The sequence below is a fragment of the Hylemonella sp. P2_B10 genome, from assembly GCF_056404875.1.
Window position 1 is genome coordinate 378,012 of the sequence record NZ_JBFUDE010000004.1, and the last position, 18,384, is coordinate 396,395.

The following is an 18,384-nucleotide window of genomic DNA, read 5'->3' on the forward strand; positions in this document are numbered from 1 at the left end:
CGCGCTGGCGTCGTGGCTTACATCCGGTGACAGGGCGCTGTGGTAACTTGGCGCCATGCCTTTTTCGACCCAGGATGCACTGACCCCCGTATTGACGCAGCTGCGCGAAGGCCAGTTGCCGCCGCTGGCCGCCTTGACAGCGCTGGTGGACACCGTACGCCCCAACCACCCCGGCAACCGCCTGATGGCCGACGCCCGCGTCAACCAGCTGTGCCATGCGCTGGAGCAGGATGTCGTGCTGCGCGACGCCCTGCGCGCGCACCTGCTGGCGCTGCTGCGCGAGCGCAAGCTGACCAGCTTCTTCTGCGACAGCGGCATCCTGCCCAACACGGGCTTTTTCACCGAGCTGTGGCGCCGCCTGGTGCACAAGGTGCTGCCGCCGGTCTCAGACCAGGCCTATCTGCGGGACTGCGTGCGCGAGGTGTTCCACAAGCACGGCGACCACCTCTGGCTCAGCGCGCTGGACGACGACCTGAAGCGCCGCCTGCTGCAGGCCCTGAGCGTGGACGCCCAGCAGCCTGCCCTGCCCGAGCTGGCCGACATGCACGCGCAGATGCTGGACGCCGTCGACATCCTGGCCGCGCGCATCGCGGCCATGGGGCTGGAGCCGGAGCTGGTGCGGGTGTACCCGCGCATCGAAGAGCGCGACTCGCCCTTCCTGGCATTGGCACGCGAGGTGCACCAGCTGTCCACCGACTGGCGCGCGCAGCTGATGCAAGGCGGCCGGCCCGATGCCGCCAGCCACGCGCATTGGGGCGTGCTGGTGGCCCAGTGCCGCGACACCATGGCGCGGGTGGAGCGGCGCGCCGCGAGCATAGGCACCAGCCTGCCGCTGGCTTACCTGCTGCGCCGGCTGACGCAAAGCCTGCGCCGGTTGGAGTTGATCGTTCAACTGCTGCAAGGCGATACCGAGCGCCAGGCGCTGTGGCTGGAACTGCTGGACGAGGCCATTTCCGGCGAGGGCAGGCGCCAGAGCGTGCGCGTGCACCTGGAGCGCAGCACCGCCCTGCTGTCGCAGCGGGTGACCGAAAACGCCAGCCGCACCGGCGAGCACTACATCACCACCACGCGCGACGAGTACTTCGCCATGTGGCGCGCCGCCGCCGGCGCCGGCTTCATCGTCGGCTTCATGGCGCTGGTCAAGCTGTACCTGGGAAAACTGGCACTGGCGCCGCTGGGCTTCGCGCTGGCGTACAGCCTGAACTACGCCGGTGGCTTCCTGCTGATCTACGTGCTGCACTTCACCATCGCCACCAAGCAGCCGGCCATGACGGCGGCCACCATGGCGGCAGCCTTGAGCGACCTGAAGGGCAGCGCGCGCGACCTGGACAAGCTGGCCACGCTGGTGGTGGACACGCTGCGCACCCAGTTGGCGGCCGTTGCCGGCAATGTGGGCATCGCCCTGCCCACCGCGATGCTGATCGCTGCGCTGCTGGGCTGGGCCATGGGCCATCCTTTCATCGATGCGGCCAAGGCCCAGCACCTGCTGCAAGACATCTCGCCGGTGGACAGCCTGGCGCTGTTCCATGCGGCCATCGCCGGGGTGTGGCTGTTCATGGCCGGCCTGGTGTCGGGCTACTTTGACAACCTGGCGGCCTATGAGCGCGTGGGCGAGCGCATCCTGCATGCCCGCTGGCTGCGCGCCTGGCTGGGCGAAGCGCGCCAGCAGCGCTTTGCCGCCTACGCGCACGACAACCTGGGCGCACTGGCTGGCAACATCTTCTTCGGCTTCTGCCTAGGCTGCACCGGCCTGGTGGGCATGCTGACTGGCCTGCCGCTGGACATACGCCATGTCACCTTCGCCTCGGCCAACTTCGGCTTTGCGCTGGTGGCGCTGGATTTCTCGGTCAGCGGCTGGGTGGTGCTGAAGGCGCTGGCCGGCATCGGCCTGGTGGGGATGGTGAACCTCACCGTCAGCTTCACGCTGGCGCTGTGGCTGGCCTTGCGCGCCCGCGGCGCCGGTTTCAGCCAGACCGGCGCCCTGGCCGGCCTGCTGCGCCAGCGCTGGCGCGACAACCGGCGGCAGTTTTTTTGGCCACGCGGCTGAATTTTGGCCGTTTGGTTAAAAACGGCCGAAATACCTGCAACAGGTCAACAAAATGTCCTAGGCGCCTTGATTTGTCGGTCTTTTGGCTTTGGGACTACATTTGAGTCGCGAAATTTTGAAAAAAACAGGGCTAGGCCTGAAAAAAAGCCTTAATTACCCGCTAAATCTGCCGTTATGAAACCTACGTAACCGGGAAAAACCCACCCGAATCTTTGCCGCAGGTCGAACAAATGCAACTACCGTCCATCGCAACAACAAGTGTGCGCCCCTCCGGCGCAGACTTGGCGCTGCCTGCGGTGGCGGCGCCCACGATACCTGTGGCACCGGTGAACCCGGTCAATTCCGGCCCCGGCGTGGTCAGCCAGATCAGCCAGGACGGCAAGGCGATGGCCGCCAAAGCGGCCGAAGCCATCCATTCCAGCGTGTCCGACCCGGCGCAAAAGGGCTCCGAGGCGAACACGGCGCAAAAAGACTGGACCATCCACCGCCCGGTGGTGGAAAAGCAGGAAGTGCCGCCGCCCGAGCCCATCTCCAAGATGCTGCTGGAGTTCCTGCAAAGCATGTGGCGCGCCAGCGGCAGTGCGGTGGAAGCCTCGCTGGCCGAAAACCGGCTGCAGGCCCAGACGCAGAACGCCGCCAACCCGGTGACGTCGCCCGGTGACGTGGCCAAGGCCAACATCACCTACTCGCCGACCAAGATCACCAAGACCGAGGACATCTGAGTCCTGGGCTTTGGCGGCACCGCCGCCGAGCAGCTTTCCTTCCAATCTGCCCTACCATTAGCGCTGTATGCACACCAGCGCTCTCGTCCTGTTTTCCGGCGGTCAAGATTCCACCACCTGTCTGGCCAAGGCTTTGGCCCATTACCAGCGGGTGGAGACCATCGCCTTCGACTACCGCCAGCGCCATGTGGTGGAACTGCAGTCCCGCCTGTCGGTGCTGACCGAAATCCGCCGCCAATTCCCCGCCTGGGGCGCCAAGCTGGGTGAAGACCACCTGCTGGATCTGGCCGTGCTGGGCGAGGTGAGCGAAACCTCACTGACGCGCGACACCGCCTTCAAAATGGAGCAAAGCGGCCTGCCCAACACCTTCGTGCCCGGCCGCAACCTGCTGTTCCTGACACTGGCCGCCGCCCTGGCCTACCGGCGTGGGCTGGAAGTGATCGTCACCGGTGTCTGCGAAACCGATTTTTCCGGCTACCCCGACTGCCGCGACGACACCATGAAGGCCATGCAGTTGGCGCTGTCCCTGGGCATGGACAAGCGCTTCCTGATCGAGACGCCGCTGATGTGGATAGACAAGGCCCAGACCTGGCAGATGGCCCACGACCTGGGCGGCCAGCCGCTGGTGGACCTGATCGTGGAGCACACCCACACGTGCTACCTGGGTGACCGCGAGCACCGGCATGCCTGGGGCTATGGATGCGGCAGCTGCCCGGCGTGCGAGTTGCGGGCGCGGGGGTTTGAGCGGTACCGGGAGTCAGTGGGCGCGACGCGCTGAACGTTTGCGGTTGCCGATGCCGCTGCGGCATCAAGGGTTGGAGATGCCGCTCGCCACATGCCCCGACGGCACATGCTGCGCCGCCGACTCGATGTGCCCGGTCTGGTCGTCAAAGAAAAAGTCCGGCTCGAACTCGCGCAGAAACTCGCCCTTGGCCAGGCCACCCAGGAACATCGCCTCGTCCACTTCGATGTTCCAGTCCATCAGCGTGCGTATCGCGCGCTCATGCGCTGGCGCGCTGCGCGCCGTCACCAGCGCGGTGCGTATGCGCATGCGCGGCGTGCCCTCTTGCTGCAGCCGGTGCAGCGCCGCCAGCAGCGGCTTGAACGGGCCGGCCAACAGCGGCTGCGCCACGTGCTCGATCTCGTGTTTTTGAAAGGCGCGCAGGCCCTCGGCCTGGTACACGCGCTCGGCCTCGTCGCTGAACAGCACGGCGTCGCCGTCGAAGGCGATGCGCACCTCGGTGGGGTTGGCCTCGCTGGCGTGGGCCGAATGGGGGTAGACCTGGGCAGCGGGCACGCCGGCGTCCAGCGCCGCGCGCACGTCGCTCAGGTGTGTCGACAAGAACAGGTTGGCATGCAGCGGCTTCAGATAGCGCCATGGGGGCTGGCCGCGCGTGAAGCTGCCGCGCTGGATGTCCAGCCCGTAGTGCTTGGCCGAGCGGAACACCCGCATGCCCGACACCGGATCATTGCGCGACAGAATCACCACCTCGACCCGGCGCGTGGCCTCGTCGTTGAAAGCCAACAGCTTTTGCACCAGCGAAAAGGCCACGCCCGGCTTGGCGGGGATGTCCAGCCGCTGCAGCTGCAGTTCCATGTAGGCGCGGTCGTCGCTGCGCTCGAAGACCTGGTTTTCTTCCTCGAAGTCGAACAAGGCGCGCGACGAGATCGCGACCACCAGCTTGCCATCCAGTGTCAATGCCATGGTGTTTACCGGGCCAAATCGTTCAATTGGATGATGGGCAACAAGACAGCCAGCACGATCATCATCACCACCAGCCCCATCACCACGATCAGCAGCGGCTCTAGCACCGTGGCCAGTTGCACGGCGCGGCGCTGCACCTCACTGCTGAGCTGGCGCGCGGCGCGCTGCAGCATCAGCGGCAGTTGGCCAGTCTGCTCGCCCAGGCGGGCAAACATGCTGACCAGACCGGGAAAGCGTTTCTTCTGCGCCAGCGCAGAGGCCAGCGGCGCGCCCTCGCGCACCAGCACCAGCGCGTCCAGCGCGTCGTAGCGCATGGCGCGGTTGGACAGCGTGTCAGCCGCCGCCTGCAAGGCGCGCAATATTGGCACACCGGCGGCCGCCAGCATGGCCAGCGTGCTGGTGAAGCGGGCCGCGTTGTAGCCCCGGGCCAGCTTGCCCAACACCGGCAGGGTCAGGAACAGCGCATCAAAGCGGTCGCGGAAGGCGTCGCGCGTCCAGGCCAGGCGAAAGGTGACGCCAGCGGCCAGCAGCACCAGCAGCATCAGCCAGCCGTAGTTCTTCACCAGCGCACCCAATCCCAGCAGCAGCACGGTCAGCAGCGGCAGCGCGCGCTTGCTGCCGGCAAACACGGCGGCCATCTGCGGCACCACGTAGCCGACCAAAAAACCCACGATGGCAATGGCCACCAGGGTGACGATGGCGGGGTACAACGCGGCGCCTATCAGCTTGGCCTTCAGCGCCTGTTGCTCCTCCAGGTCGTCGGCCAGCCGCTCCAGCACCAGGCCCAGGTTGCCGCTTTGCTCGCCGGCGCCGATTACGGCGGCGAAGATGGCGGTGAACTCGCGCGGGTGCTGCCCCAGTGCCTTGGCGAAGCTGGCACCGGCGTTGACTTCGGCGCGCAGGCTGGCCACCAGGTTGCGCTGGGCTTCGTTCTGCGCGTCCTCGGTCAAGGCGGTGAGCGCTCGTTCCAGCGGCAGGCCGGAACCCACCAGGCCGGCCAGCTGGCGCGTCCAGATGGCCAGCTCGGCGGTGTTGAACACACGGCGCTTGAACACCGGCGTGTTCAGCGACAGGCCGCCGCCCTCGCCTTCGGCGTTCACCGCCACCACTTTCAGTGGCACCAAGGCCTGGGCACGCAGCATGCCGCGCGCGGACTTGGCGGTGTCGGCCTCCATCACGCCTTTTTGCGTGGCACCGTCGGCGGTCAGGGCTTCAAAAGAGTACGCGGGCATGGGCCAATGGTAACCGCTGGGGTATGTCATGCCGGGCCATCGGCTTTGCAAACACTGGCCTTGCTGCTAGCATGGCCCAACCCCATTTCCCGAGGCGACAACCATGGCTTTGAACGAGGAACGCAGCTGGCCCAATGTGCATCCGGAAAGCATTTCCGAGACCGCCAAGGTGAACCAGGCCTACCTGGGCTGCAAGGCAGAAAAAAAGCTGCTGAAGGCCGGCTTGCAGCTGTACAAGTTCAACACCAAGGGCCGCACGCTGATCTTCAACGGCGCCGCGTCGCCCTGGTGGTTCCCGGTCGAGCCCTTGGGCAACTTTGATGTCGGCCTGGAGAACGTGCTGAAGTTCGCCGCCACCGTGGGTGTGTCCAGCACCGAGTACGCGCGCCTGATCGCCGCCGTGACGGAAGAATGGAACGCCATGGACATCATCATGAAGATAGAGCTGAAGACCAACGTCTATGGCTTCTTCGGCCAATGCACCATGCAGGCGAAAAAGACCGGCTCCAAGATCAACCTGACCGGTCGCGCCTGGCAGCTGTACATTCCCGGCCTGACCGGCGACCACGTGCGCGAGGTGTCGGTGATCGCCGCCCCCTGAGGGGCGGAGCGCAAAACCCTGGTCAGTCGCGCGTCACGCGCACCAGCTCCTCGCGCGTGGTGATGCCATTGGCCACCAGCCGCTCACCGTCGTCCCGCATCAGCGTCATGCCGGTGGCCAGCGCGTTGGCGCGCAACTCGGCTTCGGACGCGCGGTTGTGGATCAGCGCGCGCATGGCATCGTCCACCGTCAGCAACTCGAACACGCCGGTGCGGCCCTGGTAGCCTGTATGGGCGCACACCGCGCAGCCCTTGCCCTGGCAGTGCGTGCACACCTTGCGCACCAGGCGCTGCGCCACCACGCCCAGCAGCGACGAGCTCAGCAAGAAGGGCTCTATGCCCATGTCGGTCATGCGGGTGACGGCGCTGGCGGCGTCGTTGGTGTGCAGCGTGGCCAGCACCAGGTGGCCGGTGAGGGACGCCTGGATGGCGATCTGCGCCGTCTCCAGGTCGCGGATTTCGCCGATCATGATGATGTCCGGGTCCTGGCGCAGGATGGCGCGCAACGCCTTGGCAAACGTCAGATCGATCTTGGCGTTGACCTGGGTCTGGCCGACGCCGGGCAGCTCGTACTCGATCGGGTCTTCCACCGTCATGATGTTGCCCTGCCGGGCGTCCAGCCGGCCCAGGGCGGCATACAGCGTGGTGGTCTTTCCCGAGCCGGTGGGGCCGGTGACCAGCACGATGCCGTGCGGCTGCGCGATCAGCTGCTCAAAGCGGCGCAACGCGTCGCCCTGCATGCCCACGGCTTCCAGGTCGATGCGGTTCTCGCTCTTGTCCAGCAGGCGCAGCACGGCGCGCTCACCATGCGCGCTGGGGATGGTGCTGACGCGCACGTCCACCGCGCGGGTGCCTATGCGCAGGCTGATGCGGCCGTCCTGCGGCAGGCGCTTCTCGGCAATGTCCAGCTCGGCCATGATCTTCAAGCGCGAGATCAGCGCCGCGTGCAGCGCCCGGTTGGGCTGCACCACCTCGCGCAGGTTGCCGTCGACGCGAAAACGCACGCTGGAATGGCGCTCATACGGCTCGATGTGGATGTCGCTGGCGCCGTCGCGCGCGGCCTGCGTCAGCAGCGCGTTGAGCATGCGGATGATGGGCGCGTCGTCGGACGTCTCCAGCAAATCCTCAATGGCCGGCAACTCCTGCATCATGCGCGACAGATCAGCGTCGCTCTCCACCTCGCTGACCACCGCCGCCGCGTTCGATTCGCCCTGCGCGTAGGCAGCGCTGATGCGCTGCACCAGTGTGTCGGCGGCCTGCGCCTGCACCTGGCGCACCGGGTACTTGCGCATCACCTCGCTGATGCCACCGGCATGCGAAGCGGCGTGCAGGCTCAGCGTGTAGGCGCCGCCCTCCTCCTCCAGCAGCAGCTGGTGGGTGCGGGCAAAGGCATAGGGCAAGGGGTAGCGCATGGCGGGCTTCAGCGCTGAACGGGGGCGGGTACGGAGGAACCGGCTGGCGCCGCGGGCACCGTGCCCGGCAACACCGGCAGCACCGGCGCGCTGTTGATGGGGATCATCACGCTGGATTCCGGCTGGCGCGCCATTTGTGATTCGCGCATCTGCTCGTAGCGCTCGCGCGCCACCGATTCGTTGTCACGTGCGTCGCGCAGCACCACCGGGCGCAGGAACACCATCAGGTTGGTCTTGTTGCGCGAACGCGCCTCGCTCTTGAACAGGTTGCCCAGCAGCGGGATGTCGCCCAGCAGCGGCACCTTGTCGGAGTTGCCGGCATAGGTGTCCTGCATCAGGCCGCCCAGCACGACGATGGTGCTGTCGTCCACCACCACGGTGGACTCGAACGAGCGCTTGTTGGTGGTGGGGCCGGTGGCGGCAGCCTCGGTGCCGGCCTTGACCGCCGAAGTCTCCAGGAACACCACCAGCTTGACGGTGCCGTTCTCGTTGATCTGCGGCTTGACCTTCAACGTCAGGCCGACGTCCTTGCGCTCAATGGTCTGGAACGGGTTGACGGTGCCGGTGGTGGCGCCGGTGTTGGTGAACTGGCCGGTGACGAAGGGCACGTTCTCGCCCACCACGCTCTTGGCCTCTTCGTTGTCCACCGTCAGCAAGGTGGGCATGGACAGCACGTTGCCGTCGCCGTTGGTCTGCAGGAAGTTGGCCAGCAGGCCCAGCACATAGGTGCCGCCGGTGTTGTGGAAGATGCCGATGTTGCCGCCGGCAGACGGCTTGACGGCGCTGGTGCCGGCGGCGCCGGCAGCCGTCAGCGCCTGGGTGATGATGTTGGTGGTGTTGGCGGTGGAGAAGTTGGTGCCCAGCAGGCCGATGTTGGCATTGCCGTTCTGCCCCAGCGCGCCCTGCCACTGCACGCCGAACTGCGCCGCCTTGTCGGCATTGACCTCCACGATCAAGCTTTCCACCAGCACCTGGGCGCGACGCTTGTCCAGCAGGTCGATGACGGCGCGGATCTGCCGGTACTGCGGCTCCGGCGCGGTGATGACCAGCGAGTTGGTCGACACGTCGGCCTGGATCTGCCCGCCGGTGGACGGCATGCTGCTGGCCGCACTGGCCAACGAGCTGGCGGCCCCAGCGCCGCCGGGCGGCGTGACGGTGGCGGCCACGGCCGCCGAGGGTGCGCTGCTGCCACCCGACAACGCCGCGCGCAACGTGGCGGCCAGCTTGGTGGCGTCGGCGTTCTTCAGCGGCACCACATAAATGTTGCCGGCCGCGCCATTGGGGCTGGGCGGCGCCGGCTGGTCCAGCTTGTCCACCAGCGCGCGCACCGTGGCCAGGCGGGCCCCATTGGCGGCGCGCACGATCAGCGCGTTGCTGCGCGGCTCGGCCACCACGGTGGTCTTGAACGAGGTGTCAGTCTGGCCGGGCGCAGCGCTGCCGCCGCCGGACTCCAGCATGCGGGTCACCAGCAGCACCATGTCAGCGGCGATGGCGTGCTTCAGCGGCAGCACCTCGACGTCGGTGGCGCTGGAGACATCCAGCGCGGCGATGATCTGGCCCAGGCGGCGCAGGTTGTCGGCGTAGTCGGTGATCACCAGCGAGTTGTTGCCGGGGTTGACGTTGACGGTGTTGTTCGGGCTGATCAGCGGGCGCAGCACCGTCAGCAGGTTGTTGGCGTTCTCATGGCTGAGCTTGAACACCTGCGTCTGTATCTGCCCGCCGGCAGCGCTCCTGCCGGCGCTCTCCACCGTCACCGAGCCGCCCTGCAGCTTGGCGTCGGCCTCGGGCACCACCTTGTCCAGGCCGGACACCGTGACCACGGTGAAGCCCTGCAGGCGCAGCGTGGCCAGGAACAGCTCGTAGGCCTGGGCCGGTGTGACCGGCTTGTCCGGCACCAGGCTGATGGTGCCCTTGACGCGCGGGTCCACCACCACATTGCGCCCGGTGATGACGGACATCAGCCGCGCCGCCTGCTCGATGTCGGTGTTGGGGAAGTTCACCGTCACCGGTTCGCCGGAGCGGCCCGAGCGGCCGGCCGGCTGTACCGAGCCCGGCTGGGCGGGTGCGGTTGAGGTGTTGGCGGGCAAGGCGGCGGGCGGCGCAACCGCCGCAGGCTGCGGCTGCGGCACCGCAAACGGCGGCACGCCGGGGCCGGGAGGTGGCGGCACCTGTGCCAGTGCCGCGCCCGCAGCCATGGCCAACAGCGCTGACAGCAGGGCCGGACGGCCCCGGGTGATGGCAACACGGCGGGCGCGGCGGTGAAGTTCAGGACGTTTCATGCGGATTCAACCCAGTTTGATGATGGAGCGCTCACCCTGGCGACGCCCAATGATATTGAGAAGATTGGACAGGGCGTCCAGCCGTTGCGGCGCCGCGCTGGCCTCGCCCTCGAAATGCAGGCGTGCGCCCACCCACTGGCCCTCGCCGCTGAGCAGCAGGCTGCCCTCCAGCGTCTCCAGGTGCACCCGGGCGACATCGCCGCCGCTGAGCACGAAGCGGTAGCTGCCCATGGGCTTCAAGGTCGACAGGCGCGAGGACATCTGCAGTGCATCCACCTGCGCGCGACCCACCACCGCCACGCGACCGGCGTCCCATTCCACGGACAGGCCCTGCGTGCCCACCGCCAGCTGGCCCTGCGGCTGCAGCGTGTTCCACGGCGTGCCCAGGCCCTTGAGCAGATCGGCCGGCCACTGTGAGCGGCTGTCGTCCACGCGCAGGCTCATGCCGCCCCAGCGCGCCAGCAACGCCACCTGGGTGGGCTGGGCCATGCAGCAGGCGGTCTGCACCTGCAGCGCCGCGCCCGGCCAGCGCGGGCGCAAGCGCCAGGTGACACGGCTGGGCAGCGCGGTGGCGTCGGTGCTGTCGGCACCACCGGACAGCACCAGCTGTGCCGAGCCGTCCCACACGGTGCCGCGCGCGTCCAGCAGGTTCAGCCGCCCCTGGGTGGCGCCGGCCAGGGCCGAGGCCAGCCAGTGGGCCGGGGCAAACGCCAGCAGCGCCAGCAAGGCGCCACAGACCATGCCACCCCCGGCCCACGCCCAGGGCGTGGCCGGTACGGCCACGGGCCGGCGGGAAGTGGTGAAGCGCAATGCAGCCATGTGGATGAAGAAATGCCGCTCAACGCTGCGGCAGGCTGAGCACCAGGCTGCCGTCCCACAGCACGCCGGCCTTGCCGCCGCTGCCGGGGTTGCGTACCAGCTTGGCTTCGCTGGGCACCGCGCGTGCATTGACGCGCGCCTGTGTCAGCCACTGCGCCAGCGCGTCGGCACTGACACCCTTCAGATTGACGGTGACGCGGTCACCCACCACGCTGAGCTGGGCCGCGCCGCCCAGGCGCTCCTTGACGGCGGCGTCCAGCGCGCGCAGCGCCTCGTCGCCACCCATCTTGGGCTGGTCCTGCAAGGCCTTGGCCTGCGCTTGCAAGCTCAGCATGCTGGAGAGCTGCGCGTCCAGCGCGGCATGGCGGGCCGGTGCCGCGCGCAGCACCGCCAGTGCCGGCGCCAGCGCCACCCACCACAGCAACGCCACCCCCACCACGACCGCAGCCAGCAGCAGCAGGCGGCGCTCGCGCTCGCCCAGCGCCTGCCAGCGCGCTGCCAGGTCATCACGGGTCTTCATGGCGCACCCCCGGGTTTGAGCACCAGGCCATCGGCCTCCACCTGGGCGGACATGCCGCGCTGCTGCAACTTGCTGACCAACGCCATGCCGTCGCCGCCGCTCACCGGCAGGCCGCGCACGCGCGCCTCGCCGCTGATGTATTCCACCGCCGTGGCGGCCTGGCCGGGCGGCACGGCCGCGCCCACCGCGCCCAGCATGCTCTCCAGGTCCTGGCCGGAAACGGCGCCGGTGGCCTGGCGCAGCCGGGCCACCTCGCGGGCCATCTGCAGCGGCGCATCCACCACCACCTTGACCTGCGGAAAGGCCTGCGTCAGCACCTGGCTGACCGCCGCCTGCTTGGCCTTCAGGCTGGCCTGCTGTTGCCAGGCCCAGGCGTTCAAGCCCAGCAGGTTGGCGCCCAGCAGCAAGCACACAGCCCAGCGGGCGGCGCGCCAGCGCGGCGCACGCCACAGGTCTTGCACCAGCGCGTTGGCTTTCTTCCAGAAACGGGTCTGGCCGGTGGCGATGAAATCCAGCTGCGCCAAGTCCCACGGTGTTTGCGCCGACTGCAGCCAGCGCTGGGCGGCCTGCTGCACGGCCACGGGGCGCTGCAGCAGTTGCTCGGCCAGCGCCGCCACGGCGGGCTCGGCCTGCACGGCGCCATCCGCCGGCCAGGCCAGCAGGGCCAATGCCGTGCCTGACAACGGCAGCCGCGTGATGCCCTGCGTGACGCCATCGCGCCCACTGGCCACCATCTGGGCGGATTCGGCATCTTCGCCCATCACATACAGGCAGGGCGGCTGGGCCTCGGGCGTGAACTCGGGCACGATGCGGGTGACGGGCCGGCCGGCGGCCTCCAGCGTCTGCAGCATGCCGCGCAGCCAGTCGCGCTCGCACACCGCCACCCACAGCGGGGCGTCGGCTCGCGCCTGCGGCGCCAGCGCGAAATGCAGCTGCGCGGTTTCGTCCAACAAGCGCTCTTCCAGCAGGCCTTCCAGCACCGCGCGCAGGCGCGGCACGGCGGCTTCGCCCAGCAGGCGCTTGTCCAGCGTGTTCTTGGGCAGCGTGACCTGGTGCCACGACAGCCTGGCCGCCGGCACCAGCGCCACCACCTCACCGCCGGTGCCGGCGGCGGGCAACAACGCAGCGGCGCAGCGCGAATGGCTGGTGACGTGCTGGCGGTCAGCCGACAGCACATGCTCAAAGGCTGTGGTCGGGCCGGCGGGGCCCGGCGGCAGGATGACGATCAGGATGCTCATGCGTGCGGTGAAGGGCGCTCGGGTAGGAAACACGCGCGGTGGCGCGGTTTCAGCGGTGAATCGTGGGCCATTGTAGAGAGGTGGTGTGAACTCATTTGGGCTGAGCCGCCAGGCCCAGCGCGCTGGGCAGATCGAACACGCCGCGTTCGCGCCACAGCACCTCGACCTTGGCCGGTTTGGTGCGCAACAACACCGAGCGCTCCTGCACCAGGTTTTGCTCCAGGCGCAGACGGCCCAGCACTTCGAACACCTGCGATTCGACGCTGAAGCGCGTGGTCACCGCCAGCTTGTCCTTCTGTGCCGGCACCACATCGCCGGCAGCACCCAGGTTCTTGAAGAAGCCCTGCTCGCGCGCCGTCACGAGCTTCTTGGCACCGGCCTTGTCCAGGCCATCCAGGGTAGCGTAAAGCACTTCTTCGGGTGCGGTGTTGATGTTGATCTTGGTGAAGCCCCCGGTGCCCACCGCAACCGTGCCTATCTTGTCCGGCGGCAGCACGCTGACAAAGGGCTCCAGCGCGGCAATGCTGACCGGCGACAACCCATACCAGGCCAGGTGGGCCAGCCGCCGGGGCAGCAGCGGCGCCTTGCCGGCGGACCGGTTGTCGGGGCTGTTGTCGGAAGCGAAGCGCAGGTTCTCGGTCAGCGCCGCCAGCTCGGCCTGCGGCAAGCCCAACAGGTCAAACAGCTTGGCGAAAGCCTTGTAGGCGGCCACCGTGTCTTCTGCCTTGGCCAGTGGCCGCAGGTCGTAGATGTTCATGCGCGACTGCAGGTCGGTGACGCGGCCCGACAGAAAGGCCTGCAAGGGGCGGTCGTCCGGATCGGCCACGCCGTCCTTGTCGGCCGACAGGAAGGTGGACAGGCGCGCCTCTTCCATAGGCACCGCCCAGGGCTCGGCCAGGTGGTCGGCCGAGCCGGCCAGCATGTCTTCGCGCAGTATCAGCCTCGCCCAGTCCAGCGCGCCGGTCAGCATCCAGGCGGATTGCACGCGCGCGCGCTCGGCGGTCTCCACCTGCACGCTGCGCCACTGCTGCCACAAGGCGGCCACCGCGAAAGCCGCCACCAGCGTGACGACCAGCATGGCCATCAGGATGGCGGCGCCGCGCTGCCGTGCCAGCCGCACAGCCGGTACACCCTGACGTATTGGCCGCCGCGTCATGACTTGTTGCCCGCCACATTGGGCCGCACCCAGTCGCGCACGATGCTGCCCGACAGCGTTTGCCCGGGTGGCAGCGTCAGCACCAGGCGTATGCCTTCGGGCACGGCATTGCCGGTCAGCACCGCGCCGACCTTGCCGGAGCCGCCGTCCGACAGCGGGTTGGTCCAGGCGTCGTTGCGGAAGTAGAAGATCTGCCACTGCGTCAGCGGCAGCACCGTGACCTCTTGCGGCCGGTCGGCCACGGCAGCGTTGCGGGCCCAGTTCTGCGCCTGCGTCCAGGCCAGGTCCAGCTCGCCACGGCTGCGCACCGGGGCCGATTGCCAGCGCTGCCATTGGCCCACCTCCTGGCCAATGCCGGCGCGCCGTGTCCAAGCCACCACCAGCACGCCGGCAGCGTCGTTGGCGCTGTTGCGCCGGGTCATGCGCAGCACCACACCGTCCCAGTCCATTTCCGGCACGCTGCTGAACTGGGTGATGGCGTCCAGGTCGGCGCCCCATTGGCCCAAGCCCGCCTGCAGGGCCGTCACCTGGTCGTCACGCGTGCGCATCTGCTCCTGCGTGCGCGCCATGCCGTCCAGGCCGCGCCAGCTCAGCAAGGCCATCAGGGCCAGGATGCCCAGCGCCACCAGCAACTCCACCAGCGTGAAGCCAGCATGGCGGGCGGGCGCGGTGCGGCGCCGCATCAGTAGCGCCCCACCACGGTGGACAAGCGCAGCACCGCCGCATCGGCGCGCAGCACCTGGGCATCCACGCGCAGGAAATTCGGATTGGGTGTGGGCAGCACCGACAGCGCCACGATGAAGCTCTGCCCGGCCTGCTCGCACGCCACGCTGCTGGTGCCCACGCCGGGCATCTGCCGGGCCAGGCGGATCTTGATCAGCTCGTTCTCAGCACACACGTGGGCCAGCAATGCATCACTCTGGCGCTGGGCGTCGCGCGTCAGCGTGCCGGTGGCCCGCAGGCCGGCCAGCAGCGCGATGCCCACGATGGCCAGCGCCACCAGCACCTCGATCAGCGTGAAGCCGCGCGCTAGAGCGCGCCGCACGGCAGGCCGCATGTTCATGGCGCCGCCACGTCCAACGGCCGCACCGCGAACGGCCGCACGCCATCGCTGACCACGCGCAAGCGCGCGCCGCCATCCTGGCCTAGGCTGGCCAATTCCACCGACTGCGCTCCGATGATGGGCTCAGGCCCCAACAGCAGCGGCCGGGCCGACACCGCCTGGGTGTCCGGGTTCAGCCAGCGCTCCGGCAGGCTGTCGGGTGAGTTGTCGGCGGGCAGACCTTCAAAGACAAAGCCCTCAGCCGTGGGACGCCAGCGCACCGGCACGCCCGAGGTGCGGGAGCGCGCGCGCGCTGCCTCCAGCAACGCCGCCAGGCGCTGGCCCTCGCGCTCCAGCCGGGTCTGCGACGAGTCGCGCAGCGCCAGGCTGACGGCGGCCGTGGCCATGGCCATGATGAACAGCACCACCATGATCTCCAGCAGCGTGAAGCCGGCAACGCGGCGCGCCGCGCCGGCCGGCCAGCGGGGATGTGAAGGCCGGTTACTGCCAGCTGCCGATGTCGGCATCTTTGCCTTCACCGCCCGGCTGGCCATCGGCGCCCAGCGACATCACATCCACCTCACCCTTGACGCCCGGGTTCACATACACATAGGGGCGGCCCCAGGGGTCGTTGGGCAGCTTGTCCAGGTAGGGCTTCCAGTTGATGGGGGCCGGGGCGGCGGTGGGCTTGGCCACCAGGGCCTGCAGGCCCTGCTCGGCGTTGGGGAAGCGCTGGTTGTCCAGCTTGTAAAGCTTCAGCGCCTGCATCAGGTTGTTGACGTCGGTGCGCGCGGCAGTGACGCGCGCGTCATCGGCGCGGCCCAGCACATTGGGGACGATGATGGCCATCAGCACGCCGATGATGACCACCACCACCATCACCTCCAACAGGGTGAAGCCAGACTGGTGCGCGCGCGGTTTGCGTGGGTGAGCGGATTGCGCCATGGGGTAGCCTGTGGTCAAAAGGGAAAGTTGGTAAGTCTTCAATGATAATCGCCTGGTATGTACGCCCATGCGCAAAGCATCTGGTGGCCGCGACTGGCCACCTTCGTCCTGTCCCTGCTGGCAGCGGGCAGCGTGGTCTATTGGGGCCTGAAACTGTCGGCAAGTTCCCGCCCGGTCAGCGTACAGCCGGCGCAGGCAGCTGGACCCATGCCGGTGGATGCCGGCGCGCTGGCGCGCCTGCTGGGTGGCGGGGCGCTGCCGACGACCGCCCCGGCACCCAGCGCGTCCAGCCGTTTCACGCTGGCTGGCATCGTCACCGAGGGTGCGCATGCCGGTGCCGCGCTGATCGCAGTGGACGGCAGGCCGGCCAAGCCATTTCGTGTCGGCGCCAGGGTGGACGACAACCTGGTGCTGCAAAGCGTGGCGCCGCGCAGCGTGAACCTGGGTGCAAGCACCGACGCGCCGGCCAGCATCACCTTGGAACTCCCGTTACGCAGATAACGGCTACTTCGGCCTGAACGCGTCAGGCCTGCAAAAACATCCGGTACACCGGGTTGTCGGTTTCCTCCACATACGGATACGCCAGCGTCGCCAAAAAGCGATCAAAGGCCTTCGCATCAGCCTTGGGCACCTGCAGGCCGACCAGGATGCGGCCGTAGTCGGCGCCCTGGTTGCGGTAGTGGAACAGGCTGATGTTCCAATTGGGCTGCATCAGGCTAAGGAACTTCAGCAAGGCGCCCGGCCGCTCGGGGAACACAAAGCGCAACAAGCGTTCGTCTTTCGCCAGCGCCGAGGCGCCGCCCACCATGTGGCGGATGTGTTCCTTGGCCAGTTCGTCGTGCGTCAGGTCCAGCGCCTTGAAGCCATGCTTGCCGAAATTGGCGGCGATGCGCGCGCTTTCGCCCTTGCCGTGCGCGGTCAGGCCCACGAACACGTGCGCCTGCGCGGCACTGCTGATGCGGTAGTTGAACTCGGTAACGTTGCGCGGCCCGCCGGGCAGGCTGCCAATCAGCTCGCAGAAGCGCCGGAAACTGCCGCGCTCCTCGGGGATGGTCACGGCCAACAGCGCTTCGCGCTCCTCACCCACCTCGGCACGCTCGGCGACGAAGCGCAGGCGGTCAAAATTCATGTTGGCGCCGCACAGGATGGCGCAATAGGTCTCGCCCTTGGTCTTCTCCGTCGCCACGTACTGCTTGATGGCCGCCACCGCCAGCGCGCCGGCCGGCTCGACGATGGAGCGGGTGTCGACAAAGATGTCCTTGATGGCGGCGCACACCGCGTCAGTGTCCACCGTCATGTACTCGTCCACCAGCTCGCGCGCCACGCGGAAGGTCTCCTCGCCCACCAGCTTGACGGCGGTGCCGTCGGAGAACAGGCCGACGTCGGACAGCGTCACACGCTTCTTCGCCGCCACGGACTGCATCATCGCGTCCGAGTCGTTCATTTGCACACCGATCACCTTGATCTCCGGGCGCACCGCCTTGATGTAATTGGCCACACCGGAAATCAGCCCGCCACCGCCAATGGCGACGAACACCGCGTCCAGCCGGCTGTTGCCCAGGGCCTGCAGCTGGCGCAGCACCTCCATGGCGATGGTGCCCTGGCCGGCGATGACGTCCGGGTCGTCAAACGGGTGCACGAAGGTGTAGCCGTGCTGCTTTTCCAGCGTGACGGCGTGCTGGTAGGCGTCGGAATAGCTGTCGCCATGCAGCACCACGTCGCCGCCCAGCGCTTTGACCGCGTCCACCTTCAGCTGCGGTGTGGTGGTGGGCATCACCACCACCGCGCGCGTGCCCAGCTTGTGCGCGGACAGCGCCACGCCTTGCGCATGGTTGCCGGCGGAGGCGCAGATCACGCCCTTCTTCAACTGCCCGGGGGTCAGATGGGCCATCTTGTTGTAGGCGCCGCGCAGCTTGAAGCTGAACACCGGCTGCTGGTCCTCGCGTTTAAGCAGCACCTTGTTGTGCAGGCGCTTGCTCAGTGCCTTGGCGGGCTCCAGCGCCGACTCCACCGCGACGTCGTAGACGCGGGCGGTGAGTATCTTTTTCAGGTAATCGGCGGGCTTCAGGGGCTTGGCGGGTTTCATCATCGGCGTGCGGTGGACGGAGCCAAGCATGATAAGCGGCGTCGGGCGCGATGCCCTTGCGCCGGCCAATTGATTCGCCGCCATGGCATCATTGCCAGCAAGCCAAACTCACTCGCGGAAGAACAAACATGGAATGCACAGTCAGCTGGACCGGCAACACCGGTGCGCGCTCGGGCATGGGCTTTGTCGCCGAAACCGGCAGCGGCCACGTGCTGATGATGGACGGCGCCCCCGACGCCGCCAAGCCCGAGCTGGGTGGACAGAACCTGGCCCCCCGGCCGATGGAAACGGTGCTGGCCGGCACCGGCGGCTGCACCGCCTATGACGTGGTGCTGATCCTCAAGCGCGGCCGCCACGATGTGCGCGGCTGTTCGGTCAAGCTGACGGCCGAGCGCGCCGCCACCGACCCCAAGGTGTTCACCGGCATCAACATGCATTTCACCGTCACCGGCAAGGGTGTGCCCGCCGAAGCGGTGGAGCGCGCCATCGCGCTGAGCCACGACAAGTACTGCTCAGCCAGCATCATGCTGGCCAAAACGGCGGAGATCACGACAAGTTTCGAGCTGATCGAGGCAGATTGA

Annotated in this window: 19 protein-coding genes; 6 read left to right on the top strand and 13 right to left on the bottom strand. The window is 68.0% G+C overall.

Annotated elements, in window-relative coordinates; genetic code table 11:
- Positions 1-55 precede the first annotated feature (55 nt).
- The 3 genes from AC1DX2_RS19595 (at position 56) to queC (ending at position 3,547) form a co-directional block, all read left to right on the top strand.
- The gene (locus tag AC1DX2_RS19595; protein ID WP_477198078.1) at positions 56-2,047 is read left to right on the top strand and encodes a site-specific recombinase; all 1,992 of its coding nucleotides are present in this window, start codon (positions 56-58) and stop codon (positions 2,045-2,047) included.
- Positions 2,048-2,277: 230 nt separating this feature from the next.
- Positions 2,278-2,769 carry a hypothetical protein gene (locus AC1DX2_RS19600; RefSeq protein WP_477198079.1) on the top strand — a complete coding sequence of 164 codons (492 nt, stop codon included), beginning with the start codon at positions 2,278-2,280 and terminating at the stop codon, positions 2,767-2,769.
- Between the two features lie 67 nt (positions 2,770-2,836).
- A complete protein-coding gene (gene queC / locus AC1DX2_RS19605; RefSeq protein WP_477198080.1) occupies positions 2,837-3,547 on the top strand; it encodes a 7-cyano-7-deazaguanine synthase QueC in 711 nt (236 codons plus the stop codon).
- A 30-nt stretch (positions 3,548-3,577) separates the two neighbouring features.
- Here the strand turns inward: queC and AC1DX2_RS19610 are convergent, their stop codons facing one another.
- A complete protein-coding gene (locus AC1DX2_RS19610; protein ID WP_477198081.1) occupies positions 3,578-4,474 on the bottom strand; it encodes a 5'-nucleotidase in 897 nt (298 codons plus the stop codon).
- 5 nt (positions 4,475-4,479) lie between these two features.
- Complete coding sequence (locus tag AC1DX2_RS19615) at positions 4,480-5,706, bottom strand: type II secretion system F family protein (protein ID WP_477198082.1); 1,227 nt, start codon at positions 5,704-5,706, stop codon at positions 4,480-4,482.
- Between the two features lie 103 nt (positions 5,707-5,809).
- Between AC1DX2_RS19615 and AC1DX2_RS19620 the strand changes: the two genes are divergently transcribed.
- Positions 5,810-6,307 (top strand): hypothetical protein, encoded by a 498-nt coding sequence (locus tag AC1DX2_RS19620; RefSeq protein WP_477198083.1) that lies wholly within the window; start codon positions 5,810-5,812, stop codon positions 6,305-6,307.
- Positions 6,308-6,329: 22 nt separating this feature from the next.
- On the opposite strand, the gene AC1DX2_RS19625 is transcribed toward AC1DX2_RS19620, so the two are convergent.
- The 10 genes from AC1DX2_RS19625 to gspG all read right to left on the bottom strand — a co-directional run bounded on the left by AC1DX2_RS19625 (position 6,330) and on the right by gspG (position 15,717).
- Complete coding sequence (locus AC1DX2_RS19625; RefSeq protein ID WP_477198084.1) at positions 6,330-7,718, bottom strand: GspE/PulE family protein; 1,389 nt, start codon at positions 7,716-7,718, stop codon at positions 6,330-6,332.
- A gap of 8 nt (positions 7,719-7,726) precedes the next feature.
- Positions 7,727-9,997: a type II secretion system secretin GspD gene (gspD, locus tag AC1DX2_RS19630; protein WP_477198085.1), complete on the bottom strand. Its 2,271-nt coding sequence runs from the start codon at positions 9,995-9,997 to the stop codon at positions 7,727-7,729.
- Between the two features lie 6 nt (positions 9,998-10,003).
- Positions 10,004-10,816, bottom strand: coding sequence for a type II secretion system protein N (gspN, locus tag AC1DX2_RS19635; protein WP_477198086.1), 813 nt, complete (start codon positions 10,814-10,816; stop codon positions 10,004-10,006).
- 19 nt (positions 10,817-10,835) lie between these two features.
- Positions 10,836-11,336 carry a type II secretion system protein GspM gene (gspM, locus tag AC1DX2_RS19640; RefSeq protein ID WP_477198087.1) on the bottom strand — a complete coding sequence of 167 codons (501 nt, stop codon included), beginning with the start codon at positions 11,334-11,336 and terminating at the stop codon, positions 10,836-10,838.
- The gene (gene gspL / locus AC1DX2_RS19645; RefSeq protein ID WP_477198088.1) at positions 11,333-12,574 is read right to left on the bottom strand and encodes a type II secretion system protein GspL; all 1,242 of its coding nucleotides are present in this window, start codon (positions 12,572-12,574) and stop codon (positions 11,333-11,335) included. Before gspL ends, gspM begins: the two co-directional genes overlap by 4 nt.
- Before the next feature lie 91 nt (positions 12,575-12,665).
- Positions 12,666-13,730, bottom strand: a complete 1,065-nt coding sequence (gspK, locus tag AC1DX2_RS19650; RefSeq protein WP_477198089.1) for a type II secretion system minor pseudopilin GspK — start codon at positions 13,728-13,730, stop codon at positions 12,666-12,668.
- Positions 13,727-14,413, bottom strand: a complete 687-nt coding sequence (locus AC1DX2_RS19655; RefSeq protein ID WP_477198090.1) for a PulJ/GspJ family protein — start codon at positions 14,411-14,413, stop codon at positions 13,727-13,729. The genes gspK and AC1DX2_RS19655 overlap by 4 nt, the downstream gene beginning before the upstream one ends.
- Complete coding sequence (gene gspI, locus AC1DX2_RS19660; RefSeq protein ID WP_477198091.1) at positions 14,413-14,793, bottom strand: type II secretion system minor pseudopilin GspI; 381 nt, start codon at positions 14,791-14,793, stop codon at positions 14,413-14,415. The genes AC1DX2_RS19655 and gspI overlap by 1 nt, the downstream gene beginning before the upstream one ends.
- Positions 14,790-15,299, bottom strand: coding sequence for a prepilin-type N-terminal cleavage/methylation domain-containing protein (locus AC1DX2_RS19665; protein ID WP_477198092.1), 510 nt, complete (start codon positions 15,297-15,299; stop codon positions 14,790-14,792). The genes gspI and AC1DX2_RS19665 overlap by 4 nt, the downstream gene beginning before the upstream one ends.
- Positions 15,274-15,717, bottom strand: a complete 444-nt coding sequence (gene gspG, locus AC1DX2_RS19670) for a type II secretion system major pseudopilin GspG (protein WP_477198093.1) — start codon at positions 15,715-15,717, stop codon at positions 15,274-15,276. Before gspG ends, AC1DX2_RS19665 begins: the two co-directional genes overlap by 26 nt.
- Before the next feature lie 57 nt (positions 15,718-15,774).
- On the opposite strand from gspG, the gene AC1DX2_RS19675 reads away from it, so the two are divergent.
- Entirely contained in the window at positions 15,775-16,218 is a 444-nt protein-coding gene (locus tag AC1DX2_RS19675) for a type II secretion system protein N (RefSeq protein ID WP_477198094.1), read from the top strand.
- A 22-nt stretch (positions 16,219-16,240) separates the two neighbouring features.
- On the opposite strand, the gene ilvA is transcribed toward AC1DX2_RS19675, so the two are convergent.
- Positions 16,241-17,806 carry a threonine ammonia-lyase, biosynthetic gene (gene ilvA / locus AC1DX2_RS19680; RefSeq protein ID WP_477198095.1) on the bottom strand — a complete coding sequence of 522 codons (1,566 nt, stop codon included), beginning with the start codon at positions 17,804-17,806 and terminating at the stop codon, positions 16,241-16,243.
- 125 nt (positions 17,807-17,931) lie between these two features.
- Here ilvA and AC1DX2_RS19685 point away from each other — a divergent pair, with 125 nt between their 5' ends.
- On the top strand, positions 17,932-18,384 hold the full coding sequence (locus tag AC1DX2_RS19685; protein ID WP_477198096.1) for an OsmC family protein: 453 nt from the start codon (positions 17,932-17,934) through the stop codon (positions 18,382-18,384).

Bases quoted from the DNA above. Each gene is read 5' to 3' on its own strand.
- AC1DX2_RS19595 (WP_477198078.1), top strand. From the start codon at position 56: ATGCCTTTTTCGACCCAGGATGCACTGACCCCCGTATTGACGCAGCTG.
- AC1DX2_RS19600 (WP_477198079.1), top strand. From the start codon at position 2,278: ATGCAACTACCGTCCATCGCAACAACAAGTGTGCGCCCCTCCGGCGCA.
- queC (WP_477198080.1), top strand. From the start codon at position 2,837: ATGCACACCAGCGCTCTCGTCCTGTTTTCCGGCGGTCAAGATTCCACC.
- AC1DX2_RS19610 (WP_477198081.1), bottom strand. From the start codon at position 4,474: ATGGCATTGACACTGGATGGCAAGCTGGTGGTCGCGATCTCGTCGCGC.
- AC1DX2_RS19615 (WP_477198082.1), bottom strand. From the start codon at position 5,706: ATGCCCGCGTACTCTTTTGAAGCCCTGACCGCCGACGGTGCCACGCAA.
- AC1DX2_RS19620 (WP_477198083.1), top strand. From the start codon at position 5,810: ATGGCTTTGAACGAGGAACGCAGCTGGCCCAATGTGCATCCGGAAAGC.
- AC1DX2_RS19625 (WP_477198084.1), bottom strand. From the start codon at position 7,718: ATGCGCTACCCCTTGCCCTATGCCTTTGCCCGCACCCACCAGCTGCTG.
- gspD (WP_477198085.1), bottom strand. From the start codon at position 9,997: ATGAAACGTCCTGAACTTCACCGCCGCGCCCGCCGTGTTGCCATCACC.
- gspN (WP_477198086.1), bottom strand. From the start codon at position 10,816: ATGGCTGCATTGCGCTTCACCACTTCCCGCCGGCCCGTGGCCGTACCG.
- gspM (WP_477198087.1), bottom strand. From the start codon at position 11,336: ATGAAGACCCGTGATGACCTGGCAGCGCGCTGGCAGGCGCTGGGCGAG.
- gspL (WP_477198088.1), bottom strand. From the start codon at position 12,574: ATGAGCATCCTGATCGTCATCCTGCCGCCGGGCCCCGCCGGCCCGACC.
- gspK (WP_477198089.1), bottom strand. From the start codon at position 13,730: ATGACGCGGCGGCCAATACGTCAGGGTGTACCGGCTGTGCGGCTGGCA.
- AC1DX2_RS19655 (WP_477198090.1), bottom strand. From the start codon at position 14,413: ATGCGGCGCCGCACCGCGCCCGCCCGCCATGCTGGCTTCACGCTGGTG.
- gspI (WP_477198091.1), bottom strand. From the start codon at position 14,793: ATGAACATGCGGCCTGCCGTGCGGCGCGCTCTAGCGCGCGGCTTCACG.
- AC1DX2_RS19665 (WP_477198092.1), bottom strand. From the start codon at position 15,299: ATGCCGACATCGGCAGCTGGCAGTAACCGGCCTTCACATCCCCGCTGG.
- gspG (WP_477198093.1), bottom strand. From the start codon at position 15,717: ATGGCGCAATCCGCTCACCCACGCAAACCGCGCGCGCACCAGTCTGGC.
- AC1DX2_RS19675 (WP_477198094.1), top strand. From the start codon at position 15,775: ATGTACGCCCATGCGCAAAGCATCTGGTGGCCGCGACTGGCCACCTTC.
- ilvA (WP_477198095.1), bottom strand. From the start codon at position 17,806: ATGATGAAACCCGCCAAGCCCCTGAAGCCCGCCGATTACCTGAAAAAG.
- AC1DX2_RS19685 (WP_477198096.1), top strand. From the start codon at position 17,932: ATGGAATGCACAGTCAGCTGGACCGGCAACACCGGTGCGCGCTCGGGC.